23 protein-coding genes are annotated in these 22515 nt (G+C 39.0%); 9 read left to right on the top strand and 14 right to left on the bottom strand.

Annotated features, from left to right (window positions below; translation table 11 throughout):
* Nucleotides 1–47: 47 nt before the first annotated feature.
* The 3 genes from F3G88_RS07195 to F3G88_RS07185 are packed head-to-tail and all read left to right on the top strand — an operon-like array spanning nt 48 to nt 2379.
* Nucleotides 48–917 carry a Gfo/Idh/MocA family protein gene (locus tag F3G88_RS07195; protein WP_002941921.1) on the top strand — a complete coding sequence of 290 codons (870 nt, stop codon included), beginning with the start codon at nt 48–50 and terminating at the stop codon, nt 915–917.
* Complete coding sequence (gene hemH / locus F3G88_RS07190; protein ID WP_103573024.1) at nt 917–1870, top strand: ferrochelatase; 954 nt, start codon at nt 917–919, stop codon at nt 1868–1870. Before F3G88_RS07195 ends, hemH begins: the two co-directional genes overlap by 1 nt.
* Before the next feature lie 47 nt (nt 1871–1917).
* Nucleotides 1918–2379, top strand: a complete 462-nt coding sequence (locus tag F3G88_RS07185) for a response regulator (protein WP_149715750.1) — start codon at nt 1918–1920, stop codon at nt 2377–2379.
* A gap of 88 nt (nt 2380–2467) precedes the next feature.
* Here F3G88_RS07185 and F3G88_RS07180 read toward each other — a convergent pair whose 3' ends face one another.
* The 13 genes from F3G88_RS07180 to sstT form a co-directional block, all read right to left on the bottom strand.
* Nucleotides 2468–4300: a peptidoglycan D,D-transpeptidase FtsI family protein gene (locus F3G88_RS07180; RefSeq protein ID WP_012139982.1), complete on the bottom strand. Its 1833-nt coding sequence runs from the start codon at nt 4298–4300 to the stop codon at nt 2468–2470.
* Nucleotides 4301–4308: 8 nt separating this feature from the next.
* Nucleotides 4309–4602 (bottom strand): flagellar hook-basal body complex protein FliE, encoded by a 294-nt coding sequence (gene fliE / locus F3G88_RS07175; RefSeq protein ID WP_009294077.1) that lies wholly within the window; start codon nt 4600–4602, stop codon nt 4309–4311.
* Nucleotides 4602–5102: a flagellar basal body rod protein FlgC gene (gene flgC, locus F3G88_RS07170; protein WP_009294076.1), complete on the bottom strand. Its 501-nt coding sequence runs from the start codon at nt 5100–5102 to the stop codon at nt 4602–4604. The genes fliE and flgC overlap by 1 nt, the downstream gene beginning before the upstream one ends.
* A gap of 8 nt (nt 5103–5110) precedes the next feature.
* Nucleotides 5111–5545, bottom strand: a complete 435-nt coding sequence (flgB, locus tag F3G88_RS07165) for a flagellar basal body rod protein FlgB (RefSeq protein WP_009294075.1) — start codon at nt 5543–5545, stop codon at nt 5111–5113.
* Between the two features lie 62 nt (nt 5546–5607).
* Entirely contained in the window at nt 5608–6204 is a 597-nt protein-coding gene (locus F3G88_RS07160) for a thioredoxin domain-containing protein (protein ID WP_149715749.1), read from the bottom strand.
* An 8-nt stretch (nt 6205–6212) separates the two neighbouring features.
* A complete protein-coding gene (gene smpB, locus F3G88_RS07155) occupies nt 6213–6665 on the bottom strand; it encodes an SsrA-binding protein SmpB (RefSeq protein WP_035142320.1) in 453 nt (150 codons plus the stop codon).
* Between the two features lie 14 nt (nt 6666–6679).
* The gene (locus F3G88_RS07150; protein WP_149715748.1) at nt 6680–7423 is read right to left on the bottom strand and encodes a 4-(cytidine 5'-diphospho)-2-C-methyl-D-erythritol kinase; all 744 of its coding nucleotides are present in this window, start codon (nt 7421–7423) and stop codon (nt 6680–6682) included.
* Complete coding sequence (gene csrA, locus F3G88_RS07145) at nt 7420–7650, bottom strand: carbon storage regulator CsrA (RefSeq protein WP_002941828.1); 231 nt, start codon at nt 7648–7650, stop codon at nt 7420–7422. The genes F3G88_RS07150 and csrA overlap by 4 nt, the downstream gene beginning before the upstream one ends.
* Nucleotides 7644–8465 carry a tRNA pseudouridine(55) synthase TruB gene (gene truB, locus F3G88_RS07140; RefSeq protein ID WP_149715747.1) on the bottom strand — a complete coding sequence of 274 codons (822 nt, stop codon included), beginning with the start codon at nt 8463–8465 and terminating at the stop codon, nt 7644–7646. The genes csrA and truB overlap by 7 nt, the downstream gene beginning before the upstream one ends.
* A complete protein-coding gene (locus tag F3G88_RS07135) occupies nt 8462–10531 on the bottom strand; it encodes an ATP-dependent helicase (RefSeq protein ID WP_149715746.1) in 2070 nt (689 codons plus the stop codon). Before F3G88_RS07135 ends, truB begins: the two co-directional genes overlap by 4 nt.
* Before the next feature lie 51 nt (nt 10532–10582).
* Nucleotides 10583–11032, bottom strand: a complete 450-nt coding sequence (locus F3G88_RS07130) for a hypothetical protein (protein ID WP_107856259.1) — start codon at nt 11030–11032, stop codon at nt 10583–10585.
* A gap of 1 nt (nt 11033) precedes the next feature.
* On the bottom strand, nt 11034–12755 hold the full coding sequence (locus tag F3G88_RS07125; protein ID WP_107856260.1) for a M3 family oligoendopeptidase: 1722 nt from the start codon (nt 12753–12755) through the stop codon (nt 11034–11036).
* Nucleotides 12756–12842: 87 nt separating this feature from the next.
* Complete coding sequence (gene sstT / locus F3G88_RS07120) at nt 12843–14210, bottom strand: serine/threonine transporter SstT (protein WP_411160866.1); 1368 nt, start codon at nt 14208–14210, stop codon at nt 12843–12845.
* A gap of 138 nt (nt 14211–14348) precedes the next feature.
* Between sstT and metK the strand changes: the two genes are divergently transcribed.
* Nucleotides 14349–15554: a methionine adenosyltransferase gene (metK, locus tag F3G88_RS07115; protein ID WP_021084435.1), complete on the top strand. Its 1206-nt coding sequence runs from the start codon at nt 14349–14351 to the stop codon at nt 15552–15554.
* Between the two features lie 42 nt (nt 15555–15596).
* Here metK and F3G88_RS07110 read toward each other — a convergent pair whose 3' ends face one another.
* Nucleotides 15597–16889 (bottom strand): apolipoprotein N-acyltransferase, encoded by a 1293-nt coding sequence (locus tag F3G88_RS07110; protein WP_188117465.1) that lies wholly within the window; start codon nt 16887–16889, stop codon nt 15597–15599.
* Between F3G88_RS07110 and yajC the strand changes: the two genes are divergently transcribed.
* The 5 genes from yajC to leuS are packed head-to-tail and all read left to right on the top strand — an operon-like array spanning nt 16865 to nt 22513.
* Nucleotides 16865–17137, top strand: coding sequence for a preprotein translocase subunit YajC (yajC, locus tag F3G88_RS07105; protein ID WP_002941849.1), 273 nt, complete (start codon nt 16865–16867; stop codon nt 17135–17137). The two genes, F3G88_RS07110 and yajC, sit on opposite strands and share 25 nt — an antisense overlap.
* A complete protein-coding gene (gene secD / locus F3G88_RS07100) occupies nt 17137–18717 on the top strand; it encodes a protein translocase subunit SecD (protein WP_103647639.1) in 1581 nt (526 codons plus the stop codon). Before yajC ends, secD begins: the two co-directional genes overlap by 1 nt.
* A gap of 2 nt (nt 18718–18719) precedes the next feature.
* A complete protein-coding gene (gene secF, locus F3G88_RS07095; protein ID WP_021092267.1) occupies nt 18720–19691 on the top strand; it encodes a protein translocase subunit SecF in 972 nt (323 codons plus the stop codon).
* A gap of 9 nt (nt 19692–19700) precedes the next feature.
* The gene (locus tag F3G88_RS07090; protein WP_002942000.1) at nt 19701–20039 is read left to right on the top strand and encodes a DUF6394 family protein; all 339 of its coding nucleotides are present in this window, start codon (nt 19701–19703) and stop codon (nt 20037–20039) included.
* An 8-nt stretch (nt 20040–20047) separates the two neighbouring features.
* Nucleotides 20048–22513, top strand: a complete 2466-nt coding sequence (gene leuS / locus F3G88_RS07085) for a leucine--tRNA ligase (protein ID WP_148823732.1) — start codon at nt 20048–20050, stop codon at nt 22511–22513.
* Nucleotides 22514–22515: the final 2 nt, after the last annotated feature.

Here is a 22515-nt window from a genome sequence, read left to right as displayed (position 1 = left end):
TTTGTAAATAAAATAATTAAAAATTTCTAAAGTTTTAAAGGGTGAATGTGAAGCTAAAAATCGGCATTATCGGCTATTGCAGCACAGGTAAAAAACATTATTTAGAGCTTAGACGCTCAAACGAGTTTGAAATTTGTGGCATTTTTGACAAAGACAATGTTGATGAGTTTTGCAGAGCTGATTTTTATACTGATTTTAAAGAATTTATAGAGGTTGCCCAGCCTCAAGCAGTCGTGCTTTGCTCACCAAGAGAGGAGATGGTGGAGGCGTTTTGCCAGTGCGCAAAATACTGCCAAAACATCCTCATCTCACGTCCAGTTTTTAAAAGTATCGCAGATCTTAAAGAGATAAAATATGCCGCCAAAACGAACAAAACTAGGGTTTGCACGGGAATTTCTGAGCGTTTTAATCCAACTATCTTGTCGCTGAAAAAAGCACTTTTAAAAGAAGAGGAAATTTATAGCATTTCTATCGCTCATTTTAAGCCACTTTGCGATGGAAATATCATAAATGAACTCTCAGTTTCTGACATCGACCTCGCTAAAAATCTCATAAATTCAGAAGTTAGCGACTTTTACTACACTCAAACAAACAAAACAAATGCCAAAAGTGCCGATAATGTGGCGATCAGCTTTAAGAGTAAAAATCAAATTCTAGTGCATATCACTGACTCATTTTGTGGCTCACTGGAGCGCTTTAAGATAGAGGTAAATGCGAAAAATGGCGTCTATTTTGGCGATCTCATCGATCATAAGCTTCATCAAGTGAGCGAAAATGGACAGATGAATTTGAAGATAGATACAAATAATAGCGAACTAAAAGCGCAATACGAAGCCTTTTACGATCTTTGCCAAAGTGGCGAAAGCAGCGAGCTTTCAAACATTGATGATGCGATAAAGATAAGAGAACTATTTTGATGAAAAAAGCTCTTTTGCTTTTAAATATGGGCGGTGCAAACAGCCTAGATGATGTCGAAATTTTTTTAACAAATATGTTTAATGACCCGTATATTTTGGGTATAAAAAATAAATTTTTAAGAAAATTTGTAGCTTTCATGATTACAAAAGGCAGGCTAAAAACTGCGAAGCACAACTACGAGCAAATAGGCGGAAAGTCGCCACTTTGCGAGCTTACTGCTAAGCTTTGTGAGAAAATTTCAAGCCTTAAAAGCGAATTTGACGCGGTTGATTTTGCGATGAACTACACTTCGCCATTTGTAAAAGATGTGCTTAAAAAGTATGAAAAATTTGATGAGATAGTGCTTTTGCCACTCTACCCTCATCACTCACAAACTACGATAACTTCGAGCTTAGCTGATTTTAAAAAGGCAAAGGAGGAGCTTAATTTAAAAGCTAAAATTTCACTTTGCGAGCCATTTTATGATAATGACGCTTACAATAAGATCATTATCTCTCATATCCAGGGAGCGGTAAAAGATACCGATATAAGCGATGTTAGCCTTATCTTTTCAGCTCACTCTTTGCCTCGCAAGATCATAGAAAATGGCGATATCTACGAAAAACATATAAACGAACATGTGCAAATTTTAGGTAAAATGCTAAAAGAGCAGGAGCTAAATTTTAAAGATGTGAGCCTTGCTTATCAGTCGCGTCTTGGCCCAGTTAAATGGCTAGAGCCATCTCTAAATGAGGCTTTGGCAAAGTGCAAAAATAAAAAAGCGCTTATCTATCCGCTATCTTTTTGTATAGATAACTCTGAGACCATTTTTGAGCTAGTTATCGAGTATGCTAAGCTTGCAAAAGAGCTAAATTTCAGCTTTTACAAAGTCGTTCAGTGTCCAAATTTTAGTGACGAATTTGCTAGTTTTATCATGCAAAAGTCAAAAAATGCTAGAGAATTTAGCCTTTAGGAATAAATCTTGCTTATAAAAAGCATCTCAAATTTAAAAGGAGATGTATGAAGGTTCAAAATAACGATATTATCGATTATTTGTTGCAGTCAGGCTCAAGCAAAGCTAAAGATAAAAAAAATAGTTTTGATGAAATTTTAAGTCTAACGCTTGATAAGATCACAAGCGAGGCAAAGGTTTCAGACAAGCTTGAGCGGTTTAAGAAAAGGCTTACAGAAATTGGCGCTGCTGGCTTTATAAATGAGCTAAATTCAAACAAGATAGAAGAGAAAATAGCTCAGAAAAAAGAGGAGCTAACTGAGCTTTTAAGCATAAATGATCCGACCAAAACGCAGGATCAAAAAAATGAGCTACTTAAAATAATGGATAAAATTTTAAGTGACTACCGCAAAGAGCTAAACATGGCACTTACTAGCCAAACGCTGCTTGAGAAGCAAAATAGCCTTGGCAAAAATACAAATAATTCTGTAAATTTAAGCTCTGTCTTAAATGAACTTGGACTTGCATAAATTCTGGATTTAGGCCGCTTGCCTAGATCCAAATTTCTACTTTAAACCCTAAATTTGAAATTTAATATTTATACCTTAGAAGTTAAATTTAGTCTAACGCTGGTTTTTGCTTTGCTTTATCATTTTTAAGCTTATCTTTTTTAGCTTCAAACTCAGCTATGACATTAGGATCTGGAAACAAATAACCATCTTCAACCATTAGATCAACGGCCTTTTTAAATGTCGGCAACGCACTTTGCGCACCAAAGTAGTAGTAAGGCTTTTTAGGATCTCTTGCTAAAACGCCTATGGTGTAGCTGTTGCCTCTTGTGTCATTTACGAAGCCAAAAAACGAGCCATTATAGGTGTTGCTATATCCGCCTTTGCCAGAAGCGATGTGTGCGGTGCCAGTTTTTCCGCCTATCTCAAGACCTGGCGTAAATGCCTTTAAGCCAGTACCTTTTTCAACTGTTTTTATCAAAATTCTCTTCATTATCTTTGCGGTCTCTTGCGAAATGACCTGAGCTGGCTCTGCTTTTGGCAGATCGTAGCGCTTGCCGTTTCGCTCAAGATATGCCACCATGTGCGGCGTCACCTCGATGCCTTTGTTGTTAAAGGTGTTATAAGCTTTTAAAAGCTGCATAAATGTCGCTTGAAGGCCATATCCGTAGCTAACTGTCGCTTTATAGGTCGATGAATTTAGCTTTGTAACCGTTGGCATCATACCCACTTGCTCGTATGGCAGGTCGATGCCTGTCTTTCTTGAAAAGCCAAAATTTAAAAGCCCTTGATAAATTTGTGGGCCATTTAGTCTATCTACTAGCTGGATCATACCGATGTTTGAGCTGTGCACGATGATGTCTTCAGCACTCATAAAAGGCTCTGGGTGGGTGTCCTTGATGATCCTTTTGCCTAGCTGATAGCGTCCGTTGTAGGTATTTACTAGCTCAAAAGGATTTACCTTTTTTTCTTGAAGTAGTATGGAGAAGATAAATGGCTTAAAAACTGATCCAACCTCGTATGCATACTCGCTTGCGCTCGAATTTAGCGCGCTGTAATCTTGCTTTCTTATATTTGAGGGGTCGTATCTTGAACTAGAAGCTAGTGCTAGAATTTCGCCATTTTTGCTATTCATTATGCAGATGATTAGCTCTTTTGCGTCTAGAAATTCGCGCTTTTCATCTAAGATTTGCTCTAGTTTGGTCTGAAATTTAAGCGGTATAGAAAGCACTGCGTTATAGCCATCGACTCTTGTTGCTAAATTTGAATCACTGGTTAAAATTATGTTGTTGCCAATATCGCGCGGACCAAGGATTTTGGCGTTTTGTATCGGAGCTAGGTAGTCCTCGTAGTATCTCTCAAGCCCTTTTACACCTTTGCTTTTGGTAAGTGCGTCGCTCTCTGTTTTGCTCACGTAACCAATAGCTGGTGTAAGAGCGTCTTTTGACATAAATTTGCGGTTTTGACCGCTCTCCATCACGCGCATACCTTGAAAAGAAGCAAGGCCTGTTTTTGGGTCAAGGTATGAGATCAAAATGCCTTTGCGGTTTAGCTTTCTGGAAAGCTCTTGAAGATAGGTAGCGCCCTTTGCGTCGATGCTGTAAGAGAGCGTGACAAGGCCTTTTGTGCCGTTTATGATCTTTCTTACTTTGTTTGGATCGTCACCGCTGTAAAGCGAGTAGAGCTTGATAAACATCTCTTTTTTATTTGGATCGATATTTCTGGTGTCAAGCATCACTTTGTAGAGTTTTTGGCTTGATGAGATGCTAAAGCCGTCTTTCGTGACGATGTTGCCGCGGATCGCGGTATTTACGTCGCTTGTTTGAAGTTTAGGAAGCTTTCGCTCGATGCTCGCTCTATAAAAAATAACAAGCACAAAGATTGAAATTCCAAAAGTAATTAATAAAAAAAGTATGGTTATTTTTGATTTTCTGGAATTCATTCAATGGCTTAAATTTGCGTTCTTGAAATTTCTTTGTATGCGCTTAGCGCTTTGTTGCGAATCTCTAGCATAAGCTTCATGCTAGTCTCTGCTTTGCCTATGGCGATAGCTGCTTGGTGCAAGTCTTTTACCTCGCCAGTTGCGAGATCAGCTATGGCTTTATCGGCGTTTATTTGAACCTTGTTTAGCTCTTTTAAAGAGTCATTTAATGCGTTTTCAAAGCCGCCTTCTTCGCCTGCTTTTGCTATTTTGTTTGAATTTTCGCTTTTGTTTAACTTATCTAAATTTATGCTATTGATCATTATGCTTGTCCTGAAATGAGTGATATCGCACTTTGTGCTATTGTTTTTGCGTTTTGAAATGACGCTACATTTGCTTGATAGGCCCTTGTCGCCTCGAGCAAGTCAGCCATTTCGATGACTGGGTTTATATTTGGAAATGCGACGTAGCCATTTGCATTTGCGTCTGGGTGGCTTGGGTCGTATTTTAGCTGAAAGTCCTTGTCATCGCGCACTACTTTATCTACGATCACGCTAGTTAGGGCAGGATGAGCGTTTTTAGGTGAGCTTGGATCATCGAGTGGATTTTCATACTCAAGCAGACTTTGTGAGTTTTTAAGCTGATCGTTTAAAATTTTATCAAAGTTCATCTCTTTAAAAATGACCTCTTGTCTTCTGTAAGGGCCGCCCTCAGCCGTTCTTGTGGTTTGAGCGTTTGCTATGTTTGAGCTGATGACGTTCATCCTGAAGCGTTGCGCGCTTAGTCCGTATCCGCTAATATCAAAATCATTTAAGTATGACATCATCTCTCCTAGTTCTTAGCACTTGCGTCTATTACGCTTTTAAAGATATTGCCCTGAGCCTTGTAAGCGCTATCAAGGGCGTTTATCATAACTGTATTTTTGCCCATTTCTGTTGTCTCAACATCAAGATCGACTGTGTTTGCGTCGTTTCTAGCCATGTGACCATCGCGCAAGAAAATTTGAGCTGTGTCGCTTTTTGGAAAATCAACCGCAGCCATGTGCGCTTCGTTTGTTTTAGCTAAATTTAGTTTTTTGCTCTCTGAAACATTGTAAATTTCATTTGCTTTTTCTCTTAAAACATCTTCAAATCTTACATCTCTAGCCTTGTAAAATGGCGTATCAACATTTGCAAGGTTTCCAGAGATAAGTTTTTGGCGTAGCTCTCTTCCTGCAAGGGCTGATTCGACTAATGGGCTAGATTTTGATCTATCTAAAACAAACATTTAAAGTCCTTCTAAAATTTCACACATTTATAAGCAAATGATGTTCCAAATATAAGGCAAATTTATTTTGTTTCATAGATTTTTGCCAAATCTTCTTTCATTTTTGTGACTTTTATGCCGCCAAGATAGTATTTAACTCCGTATTGTCCGCTATCTACGTCTGTTAAAATTTGATACTCGCCGTTTTTTATCACCACTTTAAAAGGTAGTGCGATCTCATGTTTGTATTCGATATCTCTTACGATCTGCTCGGCAAGCTTGTCATTTATCTTTTGATCGTTTGTTATGAAGTAGTAGGCATTAAATTTTTGCATAAATTCATGCAAAACATACTCATTTGTGACATTTTCAAAGTGAGTTAGTCCAATTAGTGTAAATTTATCTTTGTTTTCAAGCTGATATTTTGTAAGCTCGGCTGCCTCTTTTTGACAAGGTGGGCAAAATGTGCCAAAAATGTCGATCATTAAAACCTTATTATCATCATTTTTGATAGCAAAGCCGTGATCTTTTCGAACCAAAGTAAGCTCCTTGCCGCTCACATCTACAAGCTTAACCTCTTCATTTGGGCTAAATTCTTTAAAATTTGCACTGCTGCTCTCATCTTCGCCACAACCAAAAAAAGCAAATAAAGCGATTATTAAAACAAGTAAATTTTTCATCTTATCCCTTAAACATATCTTTTTATGGCAGCTCTTGCCTCTTTGTCTGCCTCGCGTCTTTTTAAAGTCTCGCGCTTGTCGTGTAAATTTTTACCTTTTGCAAGGGCTAGCCTTGCTTTTACGATGTTTTTATCGCTTAGATAAAGTGCCAAAACAACCAAAGTAAGCCCATCTTGTGAGACTTGACCGAAAATTTTATCGATCTGCTTTCTATGCATCAAAAGTTTTCTGGCTGCTCGCTCATTTGGACGAAATGCGCTGTGTGTGGTTTCAAGATAGCTGATATGAGCGTTTAGTAAGAAAAGCTCACCCTTTATGACGCGCACAAAGCTGTCTTTTAAATTTGCTCTGCCAGCCCTTAGAGCCTTGACCTCGCTGCCTTTTAAAACGATACCAGCTTCAAAGGTCTCAAGTATGCTAAAGTCATGCAAAGCTTTTTTGTTTTTTGCTAGATCTTTTATCAAAATTTTACCTTTTATTTTACGCTAAATACGCTACTGCCGCTGCCGCTTAGAAATTTATCCCTAAACTCGTTCATCTGTGGATAGAGCTTAAAGCATGGGGCAAAAAGATCGTTTAGCTCCTCGTTTTTATAAATTTCAAGTAGCTCTTTGCTCTTTAAATTTTGCATCTTTTTTGCAGTATTAACGTCTATGTATTGTAAGAAATTGCTTCTAAATTCTTGATAAACCATCGGTGTGGAGCAAAAAACATTTGGCGTGAAAATATTTAAATTTGGCACTTCATCGTCAAATTCTTCTATGATCTCGCCTATGCCGCTTACATTTGCTGCCTTGTAGCCACTTACAAAAAAGGCTACGTCTGCGCCGATTTTGGAGGCTATTTGCATCAAATTTTCGCGTTTTATATGTAAATTTAGCTCGTCATTTACCATTAGTAAAAAGGTGGCGGCGTTTGAACTGCCTCCTCCTAGACCAGCACCTATTGGGATTTGTTTGTTGATGATGATTTTGTGAGAGCTAAAAAACTCATCTAGCTCATTTGAAAAGCCAGCTCTTTTTAGCTCATTTATCGCTTTTTGTATGATGTTATCTTTTATCTCTTTGTTGTCGCATTCGATAGCAAAAGAATTTGACCTCTCAAAATAAATTTCATCAAAAAGCTGCTCGCAAAGAACAAAACGTGACAAAATTTCGTGGTAGTTGCCTCTGGTGCCAACTACCTTTAAAAATACGTTGATCTTTGCAAAGCTTTTCATTTCTCGATTTTTTTCGCAAGCTCGTGGATATCGGCTTCACTTGCTTTTTTAGTGGCGTGGATATTTTCGTTTTTGATATCGTTTGCCAGCTCGCTTCTTAGTATCATTGTGTTACGCGGGGCCTCGATACCAAGCTTAACGGTGCTTTTTGAGATACTTACTACGACGACTTTTATGTCGTTACCTAGTAAAATTTCTTCGTTTTCTTTTCTTGCTAAGATTAACATTTTTCTACCTTGTTTAAAGTGTAATTTATAGTATCATCCATGATTTGGATTACGCTCATAAATTTATCATAATTTAGCAAATAAATTCCTTGTGTTTGTGTTTCAAAATCGTTAATTTTTAATTTCTTGCCATCAAGTATGTTATTAATATCCCCAAAATACGTGTTTTGCTCAATATTTAAAAAATTGCAAATATTTAAAAATTTTTCATTTTCATAGCGAAATTTACCCTCGCTTACCCTCTTTAATGAGCTTAAAGTTACATTATAACCAACTTTTTGCCCAAAAATTTCTGCATAAGAGCGGATGTAACTCCCCTCACTTACACTTAAACGAAGTGTCAAAAAAGGGTGTGAATAATTCAAAATTTCACTCTCGTAAATTTCCATTGTCTCTGGCTTTAGCTCAAATTCTTCGCCGCTTCTTGCTAGTTTGTAAGCTCTTGTGCCATTTATATGTTTGGCGCTAAATTTTGGCGGGATATAGCTTATCTTGCCCATTAGCTCGCCTCTTATGGCTTCAAGTTTTTCTAAATTTAGCTCTTTTACATTTGAAATTTCAGTGATATTTTCATTATCCATGCTAGGACTGCTAGCTCCAAGCCAGATCGTCGCCTCATAGACCTTTGGGCTTTTGTCTAAAAATCTAAAAAATTTCGTATACGAGCCAAAAGCGACTATCAGACAGCCACTCGCAAATGGATCAAGCGTACCTGAAAATCCAGCTTTTTTAACGCCATATTTTCTCTTTAGTCGTCCTAAAAAGTGGTTTGAGCTCATGCCAGCAGGCTTGTTTGCCACGAAAATGGCGTTCATACGGCCTTTTCCACGAAGCTTGACATGATCTCTCTTACATTGCCACCAAAATTTATAGTCAGTTTAAACTCTTTTTTGATCTTGCTAACCGCGCTCACCCTGCCGATACCAAAAATTTTATGTTTAACAAGGTCGCCTTTTTTAAATTCATTGCTCTGTTCTATAACTAGTGAGCCATGCGTGATACCGCTCTCGCTTAAAAATCTACTCTTATTTAACCTTGTACGCTGACCTTTGTAAAAGCGCGAATTTGCAAAGCTTAGACTAAGTGTCCTTTTGGCTCTTGTTATCGCTACATAAGCGAGCCTGCGCTCCTCTTCGATGTCGCTACCATCGCCAATGAGCGGGAAAAATCCCTCTTCAAGGCCGATCACAAAAAGGTGCTCAAACTCAAGCCCCTTGCTCGCATGCACGCTCATGATACTAATAGCCTCGTCGCTGATGCCGTCTTGCTCGCTTGTTAGCGTGATCTCGTTTAAAAACTCCTCCAGATCAAAGCTTGGATTTTGCTTGATCTGATCTTTTAAAACAGCGTAAAACTCGTCGATGTTCGCTGCTCTCTCAGCACCATCTGGCAAGCTCTCGTAGTATTTTTTCACGCCAAATTTAGCTTCAAATTTATCTATGAGGTCAAAAACCGAGCTGCTTTCTTGAAGCTCTTTTAGGTTGTTTGCAAACTCAAGAAGGGCTGATTTTACCTTTTTACTAAAGGCTTCGTCGTTATCAGATATGTTTGAGATTGCTTCAAAAATGGAAATTTTACCCTCAAAGGCTATTTTTTCGAGCTTATCAAGGCTTACTTTGCCTAGCCCTCGCTTTGGGCGATTAATGATACGTCTTATTGAAAAGTCATCGTTTGGATTGTTTATCAGCCTTAGGTAGCTTATGATATCTTTGATCTCGGCTCTTTCATAAAATTTTACGCCACCAACCATTTTATAGGCGATCTGCTCTTTGTTTAGTCCATCTTCAAGCGAGCGAGAAAGTGCGTTTATGCGGTATAAGATAGCGATATCTTTGGCTTGCACGCCTTTGCTTAAAAGCTCTTTTATATTTTTTGCTATCTTGCCAGCCTCTAAATTTTCATCAAAACTCTCTATCAAATTTACAGCCTCGCCTTCGCCCTTTGTGCCTACAAGCTTCTTGCCAAGGCGGTTGCGGTTATGATCTATCAGTTCGTTTGCAGCCTTTAGTATCGCTTCACTCGAGCGGTAGTTATGTTCAAGTCTGATAATCTTTACGTTGCTAAACTGGTCTTTGAAATTTAAGATATTATCGATCTTCGCACCGCGCCAGCCATAAATACTCTGGTCATCATCGCCCACCACGCAGATGTTTTCGTGGCATAGACAGAGTTTTTTTAGCAGTTTATACTGAAGATCGTTCGTGTCTTGATACTCATCGACCATTATGTATTTGTAGCGGTTTGAGATATCTTTGGCTAGCTCTTCGTTTTCGTCTAAAATTTTATATGTAAGACCTAGCAAGTCATCAAAATCAACGAGGTTGTTTGCCTTTAAATAGTCCTCGTATTTTTCATAAATTTGCGCTGCTTGCTTGTAAAAGTTGTCTTTGCTCTTGTCAAAAGAGGAGAAATTTGCGTTTTTATAGACCTCTTCTACGCTTAAAAGCGAGTTTTTATAGTTTGAAATTTCACTTGAGAGTATCGCCGTGGCGACCGGACTTTCAAAGCTTTTGATGATGCGCTTTTTATCGTCTGTGTCGATGATGACGAAGTTGTTTTTTCTGCCAAGTTTTTCTATGTAGAGCTTTAAAAATAAAAGTCCAAATTTGTGAAATGTGCAAAGTAGCGGCGAGTAGTTTTTGCCGCTTTGACTCAGCATCGCCATGGCTCTGCTGCGCATCTCGTTGGCGGCTTTGTTTGTAAAAGTAAGAGTTAGCGTGTTTGCCGCGTCTATGCCGACCTCGCCGATGAGATAGGCAAGTCTAGTCGTGATCGTCTTTGTCTTGCCGCTGCCAGCGCCTGCAAGTATGAGCATCGCACCGTCTATGTGAGTGGCTGCTTCGCGCTGGGCTTCGTTTAAATTTGATAGTAAATTTTCCATTTTTCGCTTTTTAAATTTTCTTTTGATTTTAGCCAAAAATGCTTAAAATTACTATTTTTTCTTAAATATATCTTTATTTTTTGGGTTTTGCAAAAAGACTGAGGCTGATTTTTTAGCGTGATCGACTTGCTTCTCTTTTGGCTTGTAGATAGAGAAATTTACAAGGATCGGGCTATTTTCAACCAAAATTTGAACCACCGCTCCAAGTGGAAAAGAGACCACTGAGGCGAAATTTTCACTACCAAAGCCAGCCTCAAAGCTAAGCTCATCTTGCGTTAGCATGGTACTCTCAAGCGTGTAGCCACCAAGTGAGAACATAATGACTGGCATACTAAAGCTCCTACTTATCTCATCTGGCAAGCTAGGCTCAAAGCTAACCAGCGGTAAATTTGCCATAACTGAGAAATTTACCCCCTTTTCAAGCAAAAAATCAATGCACTCATAGACGTGCATCTTCATCAAAAGTGCAAATTTCTCATCGTCTAAAATTTCGTCTAACATCTTAATCCTTTGAAATTTCTAAAAACTCATCTACTAGCTTTTTAACCTCGTTTATGCCGATCTGCCAGAAATTTTTATCATCTATATCAAAGCCAAATTTACCCACAAGCTCCCTTGGGCTAAGGCTCCCACCAAGGCTCAAAAACTCGGTGTAAATTTGCACAAAATTTTTGCATTTACCGCTTTTGTAAAGCCCAAAAAGTGCAAGCACAAGAAGCTGCGCGTAAGAGTAGGCATAGCAGTAAAATGGCGTGTGGATGAAGTGCGGGATGTAGCTCCACCAAATTTTATAGTAGTCATTTAGCGTGACGCTTTTGCTAAACATCTTTTTGCTCTCTTTTAGCCAAATTTTATTTAGCTCATCTAGGCTGATCTCGCCCTCGTGTGCATGCACAGCCCTTTCAAAGGTGGTGAAATTTATCTGGCGGTAAAGCGTGGCAAATATATCCTCGATCTTGCCAGCAAGCAGTGAAATTTTCTCTTTTTTGCTAAGGTTTTCTTTTACGTGGTCAAAAACTAGCATCTCGCAAAAGACTGAAGCCGTCTCAGCCGTGGTTAGCGGAGTGTCTGAGTTTAGGTAACTTACGCTATATGAGAGCTTTTGATGCACAGCGTGACCAAGCTCGTGAGCAAGCGTGAAAAGGTCTCTTCGCTGATTTGTGTGATTTAGCAAAACATAAGGGTGCGTGTCGCTTGATCCTGAGTGAGAAAATGCGCCACCTCGCTTGTTTGGCGCTGGATAAACGTCGATCCAGCCGTCATTAAAGGCGCTTTTGGCTATATCGCCAAATTTAGGTGAAAATGTCCCAAACGCCTTTAAAACTATCTTTTTGCACTCATCAAATTTATACTCGCCCTCACTGCTAAGAGGCGCGTATCTATCGTAGTCATAAAGCTTTTTAAGGCCTAAAATTTCTCTTTTTCGCTCGTAAAATTTAGCAACTAAATCAAAATTTTTCTCCGTTACGGCAATTAGCGAATCAACGCTTTTTTTAGTGATTTGATTTTCAAGGTGTCTTGGCTCTTCAGGAAGCTTGAAATTTCGCAGCTCGCAGCTCGTTTTTAGATCAGTTTTTATCATATTATATATGTAGCCAAGAAGGTGCTGGTGCTTGCTAAGCTCGCTTGAAAGGCTTTTGGCGGCTAGTTTTCGCACGCTTTGGTCGCTCTCATGAAGCTTGGCTAAAATCTCTTCTTCATTTAAAAGCTCGCCTTTAAATTTAAACCTCATCTTGCTCATGCTCTCATCAAAAAGCCTTGAAAAGCCCTCTGCTCCGGTGCTTGCCGTGCGAAGTAGTACTCTCTCTTCGGCAACGCTAAGTTGGTGCGGTTTTGCTTTGGCGAGATTGCTTAGATAATAGCCGTATTTTTTAGAGCTTTTTATGATCTCTTCTTGTTTTTTAGGGCTAAACTCATTAAATTTAATCTCAAAAAATATCAAATTTTCATTTGCTTTTGTCGCTATATCATCGATTTTCGCGTAAAATGCGCCCCTGCTTGTATCTTTGGCAAAATTTAAAAAAGCATAGGTCATTACTTTTGAAATTTTAGCTATCAAACTTTCATATTCGCCAAATGCCTTTAAAAACTGGTCTGTTTTTAAATTTTCATAATTTTCAAGGTATTTATCTTTAAATTTTTCGCACTCTTTTTGTAAATTTAGTGCGTTTTGCTCGCACTCTTTTTCGTTTGCAAAAAGTGCTTTTAGATCCCAAATTTGCATATTTATCCTTTAAATTTTTGGGACATTTTACAAAAAAATGGATAAAAGTAAAATTTCAGCCAAAATTTAGCTGAAATTTTATGAAGGTTAGTTTGAAGTCTCTGATGCCACGGCTGTAAAAAGCACGTCTGATGAGCTATTTAGCGCAGTTTCAACTGAGTCTTGGATGACGCCTATCGTAAAGCCAACTGTGACAAACTGCATAGCGATGTCATTGCCGATGCCAAAAAGTCCGCACGCTAATGGCACTAGAAGTAGTGAGCCGCCAGCCACGCCTGAAGCGCCGCATGCGCCAAGGGCTGAGATGAAGCATAGAAGTAGTGCATCGCCAAATGTAACCGTGATAGATGGGATAGAATTTACCGCAGTAAGCGCTAGGATGCTAATGGTAACTGCTGCACCACCCATGTTTATAGTAGCTCCAAGTGGGATAGAGATCGAGTAGAGCTCCTCTTTTAGTCCAAGCTTTTTGCAAAGCGCCATATTTACAGGGATGTTTGCAGCCGAGCTTCTTGTAAAAAACGCTGAGATCGCGCTCTCTTTTAGGCAGATCATCACAAGTGGATAAGGATTTTTCCTAGTTAGTGCAAAAACCATCGCTGGATAGACGATAAATGCTACTACAAGCATAGCACCAACAAGAACTAAGATTAGTTTGAGATATCCTGCCAGTGCCTCAAATCCAGTGTCATGAATGCTAATAGCAACCATGCCAAATATGCCAAATGGAGCTAGTCTAATGATAAATTTAACGATATGAGTTACGCCGTCGCTTATATCTTTAAATACCTTTTTGGTCTCAGGTGTAGCATATCTCATAGCGATACCACCACCTATCGCCCAAGTGATGATGCCTATATAGTTGCCGTTTGCTAGGGCGGTTATCGGATTTTCGACCATTTTATAGATAAGGTCTTTTAGCACGTTTGTGATGCCTTGTGGGGCAGACATATCAGCGCTTTGCAGACCTTTTAGTGGTATCTCGATAGGAAATAAAAAGCTAGCAATGACTGCTACAACAGCTGCTAAAAAGGTGCCAACAAGGTAGAGTGTGATGATTTTTTGCATACCTTTTGTATGACCAAAATCCTTTAAAATGATAGAGGTTGCAACTAAAACAAATACAAGAATAGGCGCGATCGCTTTTAGAGCGCCTTTAAACAAATCTCCTAAAACTGAAGCCGAAGCAGCGATAGAATCAGCCGAACTAGCCTTTTCTTTGGCTTCATCAAGCTGTTTTGCTTCATCTTGGCTAAGACGAGTTTTTATAACTTCATCTACGCTTAAGCCACTCTCTTTTTGAATGGTTTGAATTTTAGCTGAGATTTGGTTGTAAGGGGCTGCCTGATAGTGTGTGTAAAAGCCAACTAGGGCACCTAGGACGATACCAACTAAAATTTGAACGATCAAATTTCCGTCGGCGTATCTTCTTGCAATGTTTTTAAACATATTCATTTGACACCTTAATAAATTAGTTTTTTGTTGATTCTAGCTAAATGATTTTTAAATATAAAGAAATTTAAAAAGATTAATTGGCTTTTTATATAGATTTGTTACAATTGCACGAAAATTTAACCAAGGAAAAGGACTAAAATGTATCTATTTACTTCTGAAGTTGTAAGTCCAGGTCATCCAGATAAATGCGCTGATATTATCGCTGATAGCATTGTTGATACTATCTTAACGCAAGATCCAAATGGACGCGTTGCAAGCGAAGTTTTTGTCGCTGGAAAAAACATAGTAATAGGCGGAGAGATAAACTCAAAGGTAAAACTCTCTTATAAAGACTACGAAAAGATCGTAAAAGATGCTCTTGCACATATTGGATATGACGGAAAGAGCAACTTTACAAAAGAGCAGTGCTTGCACCCAGATGATATCGAGGTCAAAGTCTGCTTAAATCAACAAAGTCCAGATATAAATCAAGGCGTTGATCAAAGTGATGGCGAGATCGGAGCAGGTGATCAAGGCATCATGTTTGGCTTTGCGAGCTGCGAAGCGAAAGAATTTATGCCAGCAGCTATAACTTATGCAAGAATGCTTTGTGAAAAAGTCTATAAATTTGCCAAAGCAAACCCTGATAAGCTTGGTGTTGATATAAAAACACAAGTTACGATTGATTACGGCAGCAAAGATAACTTTGAAAACTGCAAACCTCAAAGCATCCACACTATCGTCGTCTCTGCACCTTGCGTAGAGAGCATGAAGATAGAAGAGCTTCGCGCACTAATTCAAAATTTAATAGACGAAACTGGCCTTCCAAAAGAGCTATATAATAAAGAAAAAACGATCATTTATATAAACCCAACAGGTAGATATGTAAATCACAGCTCACTTCACGATAGCGGCCTAACAGGCAGAAAACTAATCGTTGATAGCTTTGGTGGATATAGCCCGATAGGCGGTGGTGCCCAGTCAAGTAAGGACTACACAAAGGTTGATCGTAGCGGACTTTACGCAGCGCGCTGGATAGCTAAAAACATAGTCGCTGCTGGCCTTGCTAAAAAATGTATCGTTCAGATAAGCTATGCAATAGGCGTTGCAAAGCCAACTTCAGTTAGCGTTGATACTATGGGAACTCACGCAAACGGCGTAAATGACGATATGCTTTCAAATTTTGTAAGCGAGCATTTTTCTCTAACACCTCGCTGGATAACAAATAAATTTGGTCTTGATAAACCAAGTAAAGAGACATTTTTATATGCAAAAGTAGCTGCAAAAGGTCAAGTGGGAAATGCAAAATACCCTTGGGAAAAGCTTGATGCGGTTGATACTTTCAAGGCTTTACTAAAAAAATAATCAAAAAAGTGGCTTTATCTAAAAGCCACTTTAAAATTTCTTTTAAAACTCATCCCAAAACGCTTTTTTAGGCTTTATGATCTCACTTTTTGAACCATTTACGCTGTGATAGACCGCTTTATTATACTTTGTAGCAAGGTGTTTTATAAGCACTCTTTGAAGCACAGGTTCGCTACTTGGTACAAACCAGCCGTTGTTTGTGATAGCCACGACCACGTCAAATTCACCCTTATAAAGCTCCTCTCTTGTTGCCTCGTAGCAGATAGCATTTCTGATTTTAACCCCGTCTATCTCATAGTCACTAAAATTTTCAGCCTTTTTAAAGTCACTAGCTCCGCCAAAAAAAAGCTTATTTACCGCATCTTGCATAAAATTTGGCAAAGGAATTTCTTCTCCAAATGGCACTAAAAATTTCTTATCCATTCGTCTAAGAGTGCCACCTTGAAACAAAAATGCAGAGTTATAAATTTGCTTATTTTCATAAGCAAGTGCGCCAGCTACGATGGTTATCTTTTTTGAAAGCTCTTTTAACTCATCAACAAGCAGTGGCTCATTTGTCATAAATAATGGAAATGCGCTCTCAGGCAGCACGATAAGGCGTTTTTGCTCGGCTATGGCGCTGCTTATCAGGTCTAAATTTTCATTTGTAAATTTCATGCGCAAGCTTTTATCCCAGCGCACCCTTTGAGCGACATTAGTATTTACTAGCTCCACGTCAAATGGCAGAGTCCTTGCATCGCTACTTTTGAACTGCAAGGCGGCGATCAGGCAGATAAAAGATAGGATAAATTTTAAAATTTTACCTTTTAAACTCAAAGAAATGGCTGCTAAAAATATAAATATAAGCCCTCTAGTATTTGGCTCAAAAGCGCCTAAAACAAGCGTTGCTTCAAGGTTAAACCAGTTAAAGCCAAATGGGTGCACGTAGCTTATTAAAAATAGCAAAACGGCTCTTAGCGCCACAAAGCTTGGAAAAGAGGCTATCCAAAATAAAAGTCCATAAACAAGGGCTACAAAGAGGATGACAAATGGTATAAGCCAGACTAGTTCGTAGTAGATAAAACTAAAGCCAATCCAGTAAAACCACAAAATTCCAGTGAAAAAGCCAGCTGCAAAAAAGCCAGCTCTGCTTAAATTTATGATGATGAAAATTCCAGCTAGCGTAAGAAAAGGTGAGATGAAATTTAAAATTTGATTTTCAGCCATAGCTAAAAAAATGAAATTAGAAAGCAAAAAAGCACCGACAAAGGCTTTTATTATAATTTTAGTGCTAAAATGTCCGTTTAAAAATCTTACAAATAAGGAAATCCATGCAAAACGCTGATTTTTTAACATCATTACTACCTCTTGTTGTGCTTTTCGCCATATTTTACTTTTTGGTTATCAGACCTCAACAAAAACAACAAAAAGCCCACGCAGCAATGCTTGCAGCTCTTGACAAAGGCGATAAGATAGTAACTAATGGCGGACTTATATGCGAAGTGATTAAAGCCGAAAATGATTTTATCAAAGTTAAACTTAACGATGATGTAATCGTTCGTATAGCACGCGAGTTTGTAGCTAAAAAGATCGAAGATAAATAATGCGTAACGCAAGAGTTACATATAGGCTGATTATCTTAATATTAGCCTTGATTTTTGGTTTTGGCTTTTCGGTGCCATCTTTTTTTCAGACTCAAAGTGGAGCTAAAATTTCATTAGGACTCGACCTTCAAGGCGGTCTTCATATGCTTCTTGGTGTTGAAACTAACGAAGCCATCCACTCTAAGATCAAGTCAATCGCTGGAAGCATAAATTATTATGCTAAAAAAGAAGATGTGCTTATTGATAAATTTAAGATAAAAGAAGATAGTGTTGATTTTGCGCTGCTTGATAGTGACGAGGCTCCAAAAGTTGATAAGGCACTTGCTGAGATAAAAGGGCTTGATATCAAAAAAGATGGTCTAAACTATCACATCACTCTAACAGAGCAAGAGAGGCTTGATACGATCGAGTATGCGATCTCTCAAGCTGTTGAGACCATTAGAAACAGACTTGATCAGTTTGGTCTAGCTGAGCCAACAGTCGCTAGACAAGGTAAAGACAATATCCTAGTCGAACTTCCTGGCATAAAGACTGAAGAGGATGAGCAAAGAGCGAGAGATCTTATCGCAAAGGCTGCTCACTTGCAGCTTATGGCAGTTGATGACAAAAGACAAGATCAGGCAAATACGATGAGCGAGGCTGAGGCTGAAAGCTATGGTGATGTGATCTTTAAAGATGCTAAAAATGACCGCGTAAAATACGTCGTTAAAAATATCCCAGTGCTTGATGGCTCGATGCTAACTGATGCAAAGGTTGCATTTTCTCAGCAAAATAACCTACCGATCATAAATTTTACACTAAATTCAGAAGGCGCTAGAATTTTTGGTGATTTTACTGGCGCAAATGTGGGTAAAAGGCTTGCTATCGTGCTTGACGGCAAGGTCTATTCAGCTCCAGTTATAAACGAAAGAATAGGTGGCGGTAGCGGCCAGATCAGCGGTGGTTTTACCCTTGATGAAGCTCACGACGTAGCGATCGCACTTAGAAGTGGCGCACTTTTAGCACCTGTGAAGATGCTAGAAAAAAGAAGCGTTGGGCCATCTTTAGGCCAAGAAAGCATCAATCAAAGCATGGTTGCTCTTGCTGCTGGATCTATTTTAGTCGTGCTATTTATGCTAGTTTATTATGGAATTTCTGGAATTTTTGCAAATATCGCACTAGTTGCAGACGTCGTTATATTGGTTGCTGTCATGGCGCTTTTTGGAGCGACACTAACGCTTCCAGGTATGGCTGGTATCGTGCTAACTATCGGTATGGCTGTCGATGCAAACGTCATCATAAACGAACGTATCCGTGAGCTTTTACGTGAAGGCGTGGCGATAAGAACAGCCGTTCAAAAGGGCTACGAGCACGCTATGAGTGCGATCATCGACTCAAACTTAACTACTATCATCACGGTTGCTGTGCTTTATGCTTATGGTACGGGTCCGGTTAAGGGCTTTGCAGTAACTATGGCGATAGGAATCATGGCTTCGATGCTAACAGCTATTTTAGGCACACATGGCATGTTTGATGCAGTCATGGACAAGATAGAAAAAAGCGGAAATACCAGACTTTGGTTTGGTTATAAAAGGAGCTAGGGATGCAAATTTTTACTAAGGCAAAAGTTTATGATTTTATGCGGTTTAGATTTGCTTCATTAGCACTTTCTATATTTTTATTTGTTGGTTCGATCTTTTTGCTAGCAACAAAGGGTCTAAACTACGGCATCGACTTCTCTGGTGGCACGCTTATACAGCTAAAATACGACACCAAAGCGCCACTTGATAAAATCCGCGACGCTTTTGGCACAAATGAAGTGCTTAAAAACGCCTCTGTTACTGAGTTTGGAAGCGAAGATGAGGCTGTTATTAGATTTTCTGGATCAAGCTCAAATTTAACTGGTGACATCGGCACTGAGATAAAGCAAATTTTAAAAGATACTGGAAATTTTGAAGTAAGACGTGTTGATATCGTTGGTCCAAAGGTTGGTGACGAGCTTAGGCAAAAGGGCTTGATGGCTCTTGGAATTTCACTAATTGGCGTGCTTCTTTATATCACATTTAGATTTGAGTGGAGATTTGCGCTAGCTGCGATCGCAACTGAAATTCACGATATAGTCATAACTGTTGGCGCTATTTCGCTATTTGATATTGATGTAAATTTAGACACACTAGCTGCTGTTTTAACGGTGCTTGGCTACTCGCTAAACGATACGATTATCATTTTTGACAGGATCAGAGAAGGCATCAAAGAGAGCAAGAGAACTGATATCGAGGGCGTTATCAATGAGTCAGTCTCAGCCACACTTTCAAGAACTATCCTAACTTCAGCCACTACGATGATGACTGTTGTTGTGTTATTTTTATTTGGTGGAGATATGATACATGGATTTTCATTTATCCTTATCGTTGGTATCGTTATAGGAACGATCAGCTCGATCTACATCTCATCACCATTTCTTATCTGGTTTAAATTTAGCATCGAGCATTTTAGAGCTAGAGAGGCTGAGAAGCAAAGGATCAAAAAAGAGCGTGATAAAGAGCGTGCTATGTTTGAAAAAGGCGTTGTGTAAGGAGGGATAATGAACTGGGGAAAAGTTATCTACATATTTTTTGCGCTGATGAGTCTTACGACTACGGCGGAGTTTTTATATGATAAAAATGAGATCGCCCTTTTTGTGGCAGCTAGTATAAATTTGGTTTCAACTTTACTTAAGATCGGTGTTAAAAATTTACTTTCAGCTGAGCTTTTTGCTAGCTCGCTGGTTGCTGATTTGCACCTTATACCAGCTTTTGTTATTTTGCAAGTATCTGAAAATGCAACGCTTAGCTATTCATTAGCTATTGGCGCAGTCATTGCAAATATATTTTCACTAGCCTTGGTACTAATAGAATCAAGCAAATCACAAGAAGAATTTTAGGAGAAAAAATGGCTGAAAAGAGAAAATATGAGCCTTTAAAGATAGAAAAAAAGTGGCAAGAAATTTGGGATAAAAATGAGGAATTTGAGCCAAAAGACGATCTAAGCTTGCCAAAAAAATATATCCTAAGTATGTTTCCATATCCAAGCGGACGCATACACATGGGGCATGTGAGAAACTACTCTATCGGCGATGCTCTGGCTAGATCATATAGAAAAAGTGGTTTTAACGTGCTTCATCCTATCGGATTTGATAGCTTTGGTATGCCAGCTGAAAACGCAGCCATAAAACATAAAATTCACCCTAAAATTTGGACTTATGAAAATATCGACTATATGAAAAAGGAGCTTGCAAGCCTTGGCTTTTCATTCTCTAAAAAGAGAATTTTAGCCACATCTGACCCGCTTTACACAAAGTGGGAGCAAAGCTTTTTTATAAAGATGTTTGAAAAAGGGCTTGTTTATAGAAAAAATGCCATCGTAAACTGGTGTGAATACGATCAAACTGTGCTTGCAAACGAGCAGGTTGAAGACGGTAAATGCTGGAGATGCGGTAATGATGTTGTGCAAAAAGAGCTTCCAGGATACTACTTCAACATCACAAAATACGCTAGCGAGCTACTTGAAGATCTAAAGCTTCTTGAGGGCAAATGGCCAAATCAAGTCATCACAATGCAAGAAAACTGGATCGGTAGAAGCTATGGCTTGGAGTTTAAATTTAGCCTTGATGAGGCTTCAAAAGAGACTTTGGGCGGTAAATTTGATGGCTTTGAGGTATTTACGACAAGACCTGATACGATTTATGGCGTTAGCTACACAGCTCTTGCGCCAGAGCATCCTATCGTAAAAACGCTTCTTGAAAGTGATAAATTTGATGAAAGCAAGAAGGCAAAGATAAAAGCAATACTTAATCAAAGCCCAAGAGAGCGTCAGGCAAGCGATAAAGACGGAGAATTTTTAGGAATTTACGTCGTTCATCCACTCACAAATGAAAAGATCCCAGTTTGGGTTGCAAATTTCATCCTAGCTGACTATGGCAGTGGCGCCATCATGGCTGTTCCTGCACATGACCAAAGAGACTTCGAGTTTGCAAGCAAATTTAATCTACCTATAAAACCAGTCGTAAAGCCGCTTGAGGGTGAGAGTGACGACTCTAAGGCATATTCGGAGTATGGTATTTCTATAAATTCTGAGCTTATAAACGGCCTTAGCTCAGAGGATGCCAAAAGCTTTATAATAGAGAAATTTGAAAAAGATGGCCTTGGCAAAAGGATCACAAACTACAAACTAAGAGACTGGGGAATCTCTCGCCAAAGATACTGGGGTGCGCCAATACCTGTCGTGCACTGCAAATGCTGCGGCGTAGTGCCTGAAAAAGACGAAAATTTACCTATCGCACTGCCTGAAGATGTCGAGATCACAGGCGAGGGCAACCCACTTGATAAACATCCAACTTGGAAATTTACAAAGTGTCCAAAATGCGGCAAAGACGCGATCAGAGAGACTGATACGATGGATACATTTGTGGAGAGCAGCTGGTATTTTGCTAGATTTGCAAGCGATGAGAAGACGTGGGAGCAAAAAGCACTTGATGAAAAGAGCGTGAATTATTGGATGAATGTAGATCAGTACATCGGCGGTATCGAGCATGCGATATTACACCTTTTATACGCTAGATTTTTCCAAAAGGTCTTAAGAGACCTTGGCTATCTAAGAGATGATGAGCCGTTTGAAAATTTACTAACTCAAGGCATGGTCTTAAAAGATGGCAAAAAGATGAGTAAAAGCAAGGGCAATGTCGTAGATCCTGATGATATCATAAATAGATACGGCGCCGATACGGCAAGGCTTTTTATCCTTTTTGCTGCTCCTCCTCAAAAAGAGCTTGAGTGGAACGACAGCGCAGTTGAGGGCGCATTTAGGTTTTTAAATAGGCTTTGGGAGAAGGCACAAACTATCAAAAAGATAGACAAGCTGCCTGAGATAGATCACGAAAGCTTAAATAAAGATGAAAAATTTGCAAGGCTTAAAATTTATGAAGCGCTTAAAAAATCAACTGAGGTTTTTGGCGATACATTTGCTTTTAACACTTTAATCGCTGCTTGTATGGAGGCACTAAACGCTATAAATGCGCAGGATAATGACGACGTAAATGCTGAGGGCTTTTTCATCATCTTAAATTTACTAGAGCCTATCGTGCCGCATATAGCAAATGAGCTTAGCGAAGAGCTTTTTGGCAGAAAAAATTTCACAAAGATAGCTGTAAAAGAAGAGGTCTTTGTAAAAGATAGCATCGCTCTTGCAGTTACAGTTAATGGCAAAAAAAGGGCTGAGTTTGAAGTGGCAGCGAGCGAAAGTGAGAGTGAAATTTTAAAACAAGCTAAGCAAAACGTAGCTAAGTGGCTTGAAGGAAAAGAAATTTTAAAAGAGATTTATATAAAAGGCAAATTAGTAAATTTTGTCATTAAAGGATAAAT

The organism is Campylobacter concisus (assembly GCF_902460675.1).
Taxonomy (GTDB): domain Bacteria; phylum Campylobacterota; class Campylobacteria; order Campylobacterales; family Campylobacteraceae; genus Campylobacter_A; species Campylobacter_A concisus_AJ.
This window is presented reverse-complemented; position numbering and strand designations above follow the sequence as displayed.

Excerpts from the sequence above, each read along its gene's own strand:
- hemH (WP_103573024.1), top strand. The coding sequence starts at position 917 with ATGAAAAAAGCTCTTTTGCTTTTAAATATGGGCGGTGCAAACAGCCTA.
- F3G88_RS07185 (WP_149715750.1), top strand. The coding sequence starts at position 1,918 with ATGAAGGTTCAAAATAACGATATTATCGATTATTTGTTGCAGTCAGGC.
- F3G88_RS07180 (WP_012139982.1), bottom strand. The coding sequence starts at position 4,300 with ATGAATTCCAGAAAATCAAAAATAACCATACTTTTTTTATTAATTACT.
- fliE (WP_009294077.1), bottom strand. The coding sequence starts at position 4,602 with ATGATCAATAGCATAAATTTAGATAAGTTAAACAAAAGCGAAAATTCA.
- flgC (WP_009294076.1), bottom strand. The coding sequence starts at position 5,102 with ATGTCATACTTAAATGATTTTGATATTAGCGGATACGGACTAAGCGCG.
- flgB (WP_009294075.1), bottom strand. The coding sequence starts at position 5,545 with ATGTTTGTTTTAGATAGATCAAAATCTAGCCCATTAGTCGAATCAGCC.
- F3G88_RS07160 (WP_149715749.1), bottom strand. The coding sequence starts at position 6,204 with ATGAAAAATTTACTTGTTTTAATAATCGCTTTATTTGCTTTTTTTGGT.
- F3G88_RS07150 (WP_149715748.1), bottom strand. The coding sequence starts at position 7,423 with ATGAAAAGCTTTGCAAAGATCAACGTATTTTTAAAGGTAGTTGGCACC.
- csrA (WP_002941828.1), bottom strand. The coding sequence starts at position 7,650 with ATGTTAATCTTAGCAAGAAAAGAAAACGAAGAAATTTTACTAGGTAAC.
- truB (WP_149715747.1), bottom strand. The coding sequence starts at position 8,465 with ATGAACGCCATTTTCGTGGCAAACAAGCCTGCTGGCATGAGCTCAAAC.
- F3G88_RS07135 (WP_149715746.1), bottom strand. The coding sequence starts at position 10,531 with ATGGAAAATTTACTATCAAATTTAAACGAAGCCCAGCGCGAAGCAGCC.
- F3G88_RS07130 (WP_107856259.1), bottom strand. The coding sequence starts at position 11,032 with ATGTTAGACGAAATTTTAGACGATGAGAAATTTGCACTTTTGATGAAG.
- F3G88_RS07125 (WP_107856260.1), bottom strand. The coding sequence starts at position 12,755 with ATGCAAATTTGGGATCTAAAAGCACTTTTTGCAAACGAAAAAGAGTGC.
- sstT (WP_411160866.1), bottom strand. The coding sequence starts at position 14,210 with ATGAATATGTTTAAAAACATTGCAAGAAGATACGCCGACGGAAATTTG.
- metK (WP_021084435.1), top strand. The coding sequence starts at position 14,349 with ATGTATCTATTTACTTCTGAAGTTGTAAGTCCAGGTCATCCAGATAAA.
- yajC (WP_002941849.1), top strand. The coding sequence starts at position 16,865 with ATGCAAAACGCTGATTTTTTAACATCATTACTACCTCTTGTTGTGCTT.
- F3G88_RS07110 (WP_188117465.1), bottom strand. The coding sequence starts at position 16,889 with ATGTTAAAAAATCAGCGTTTTGCATGGATTTCCTTATTTGTAAGATTT.
- secD (WP_103647639.1), top strand. The coding sequence starts at position 17,137 with ATGCGTAACGCAAGAGTTACATATAGGCTGATTATCTTAATATTAGCC.
- secF (WP_021092267.1), top strand. The coding sequence starts at position 18,720 with ATGCAAATTTTTACTAAGGCAAAAGTTTATGATTTTATGCGGTTTAGA.
- F3G88_RS07090 (WP_002942000.1), top strand. The coding sequence starts at position 19,701 with ATGAACTGGGGAAAAGTTATCTACATATTTTTTGCGCTGATGAGTCTT.
- leuS (WP_148823732.1), top strand. The coding sequence starts at position 20,048 with ATGGCTGAAAAGAGAAAATATGAGCCTTTAAAGATAGAAAAAAAGTGG.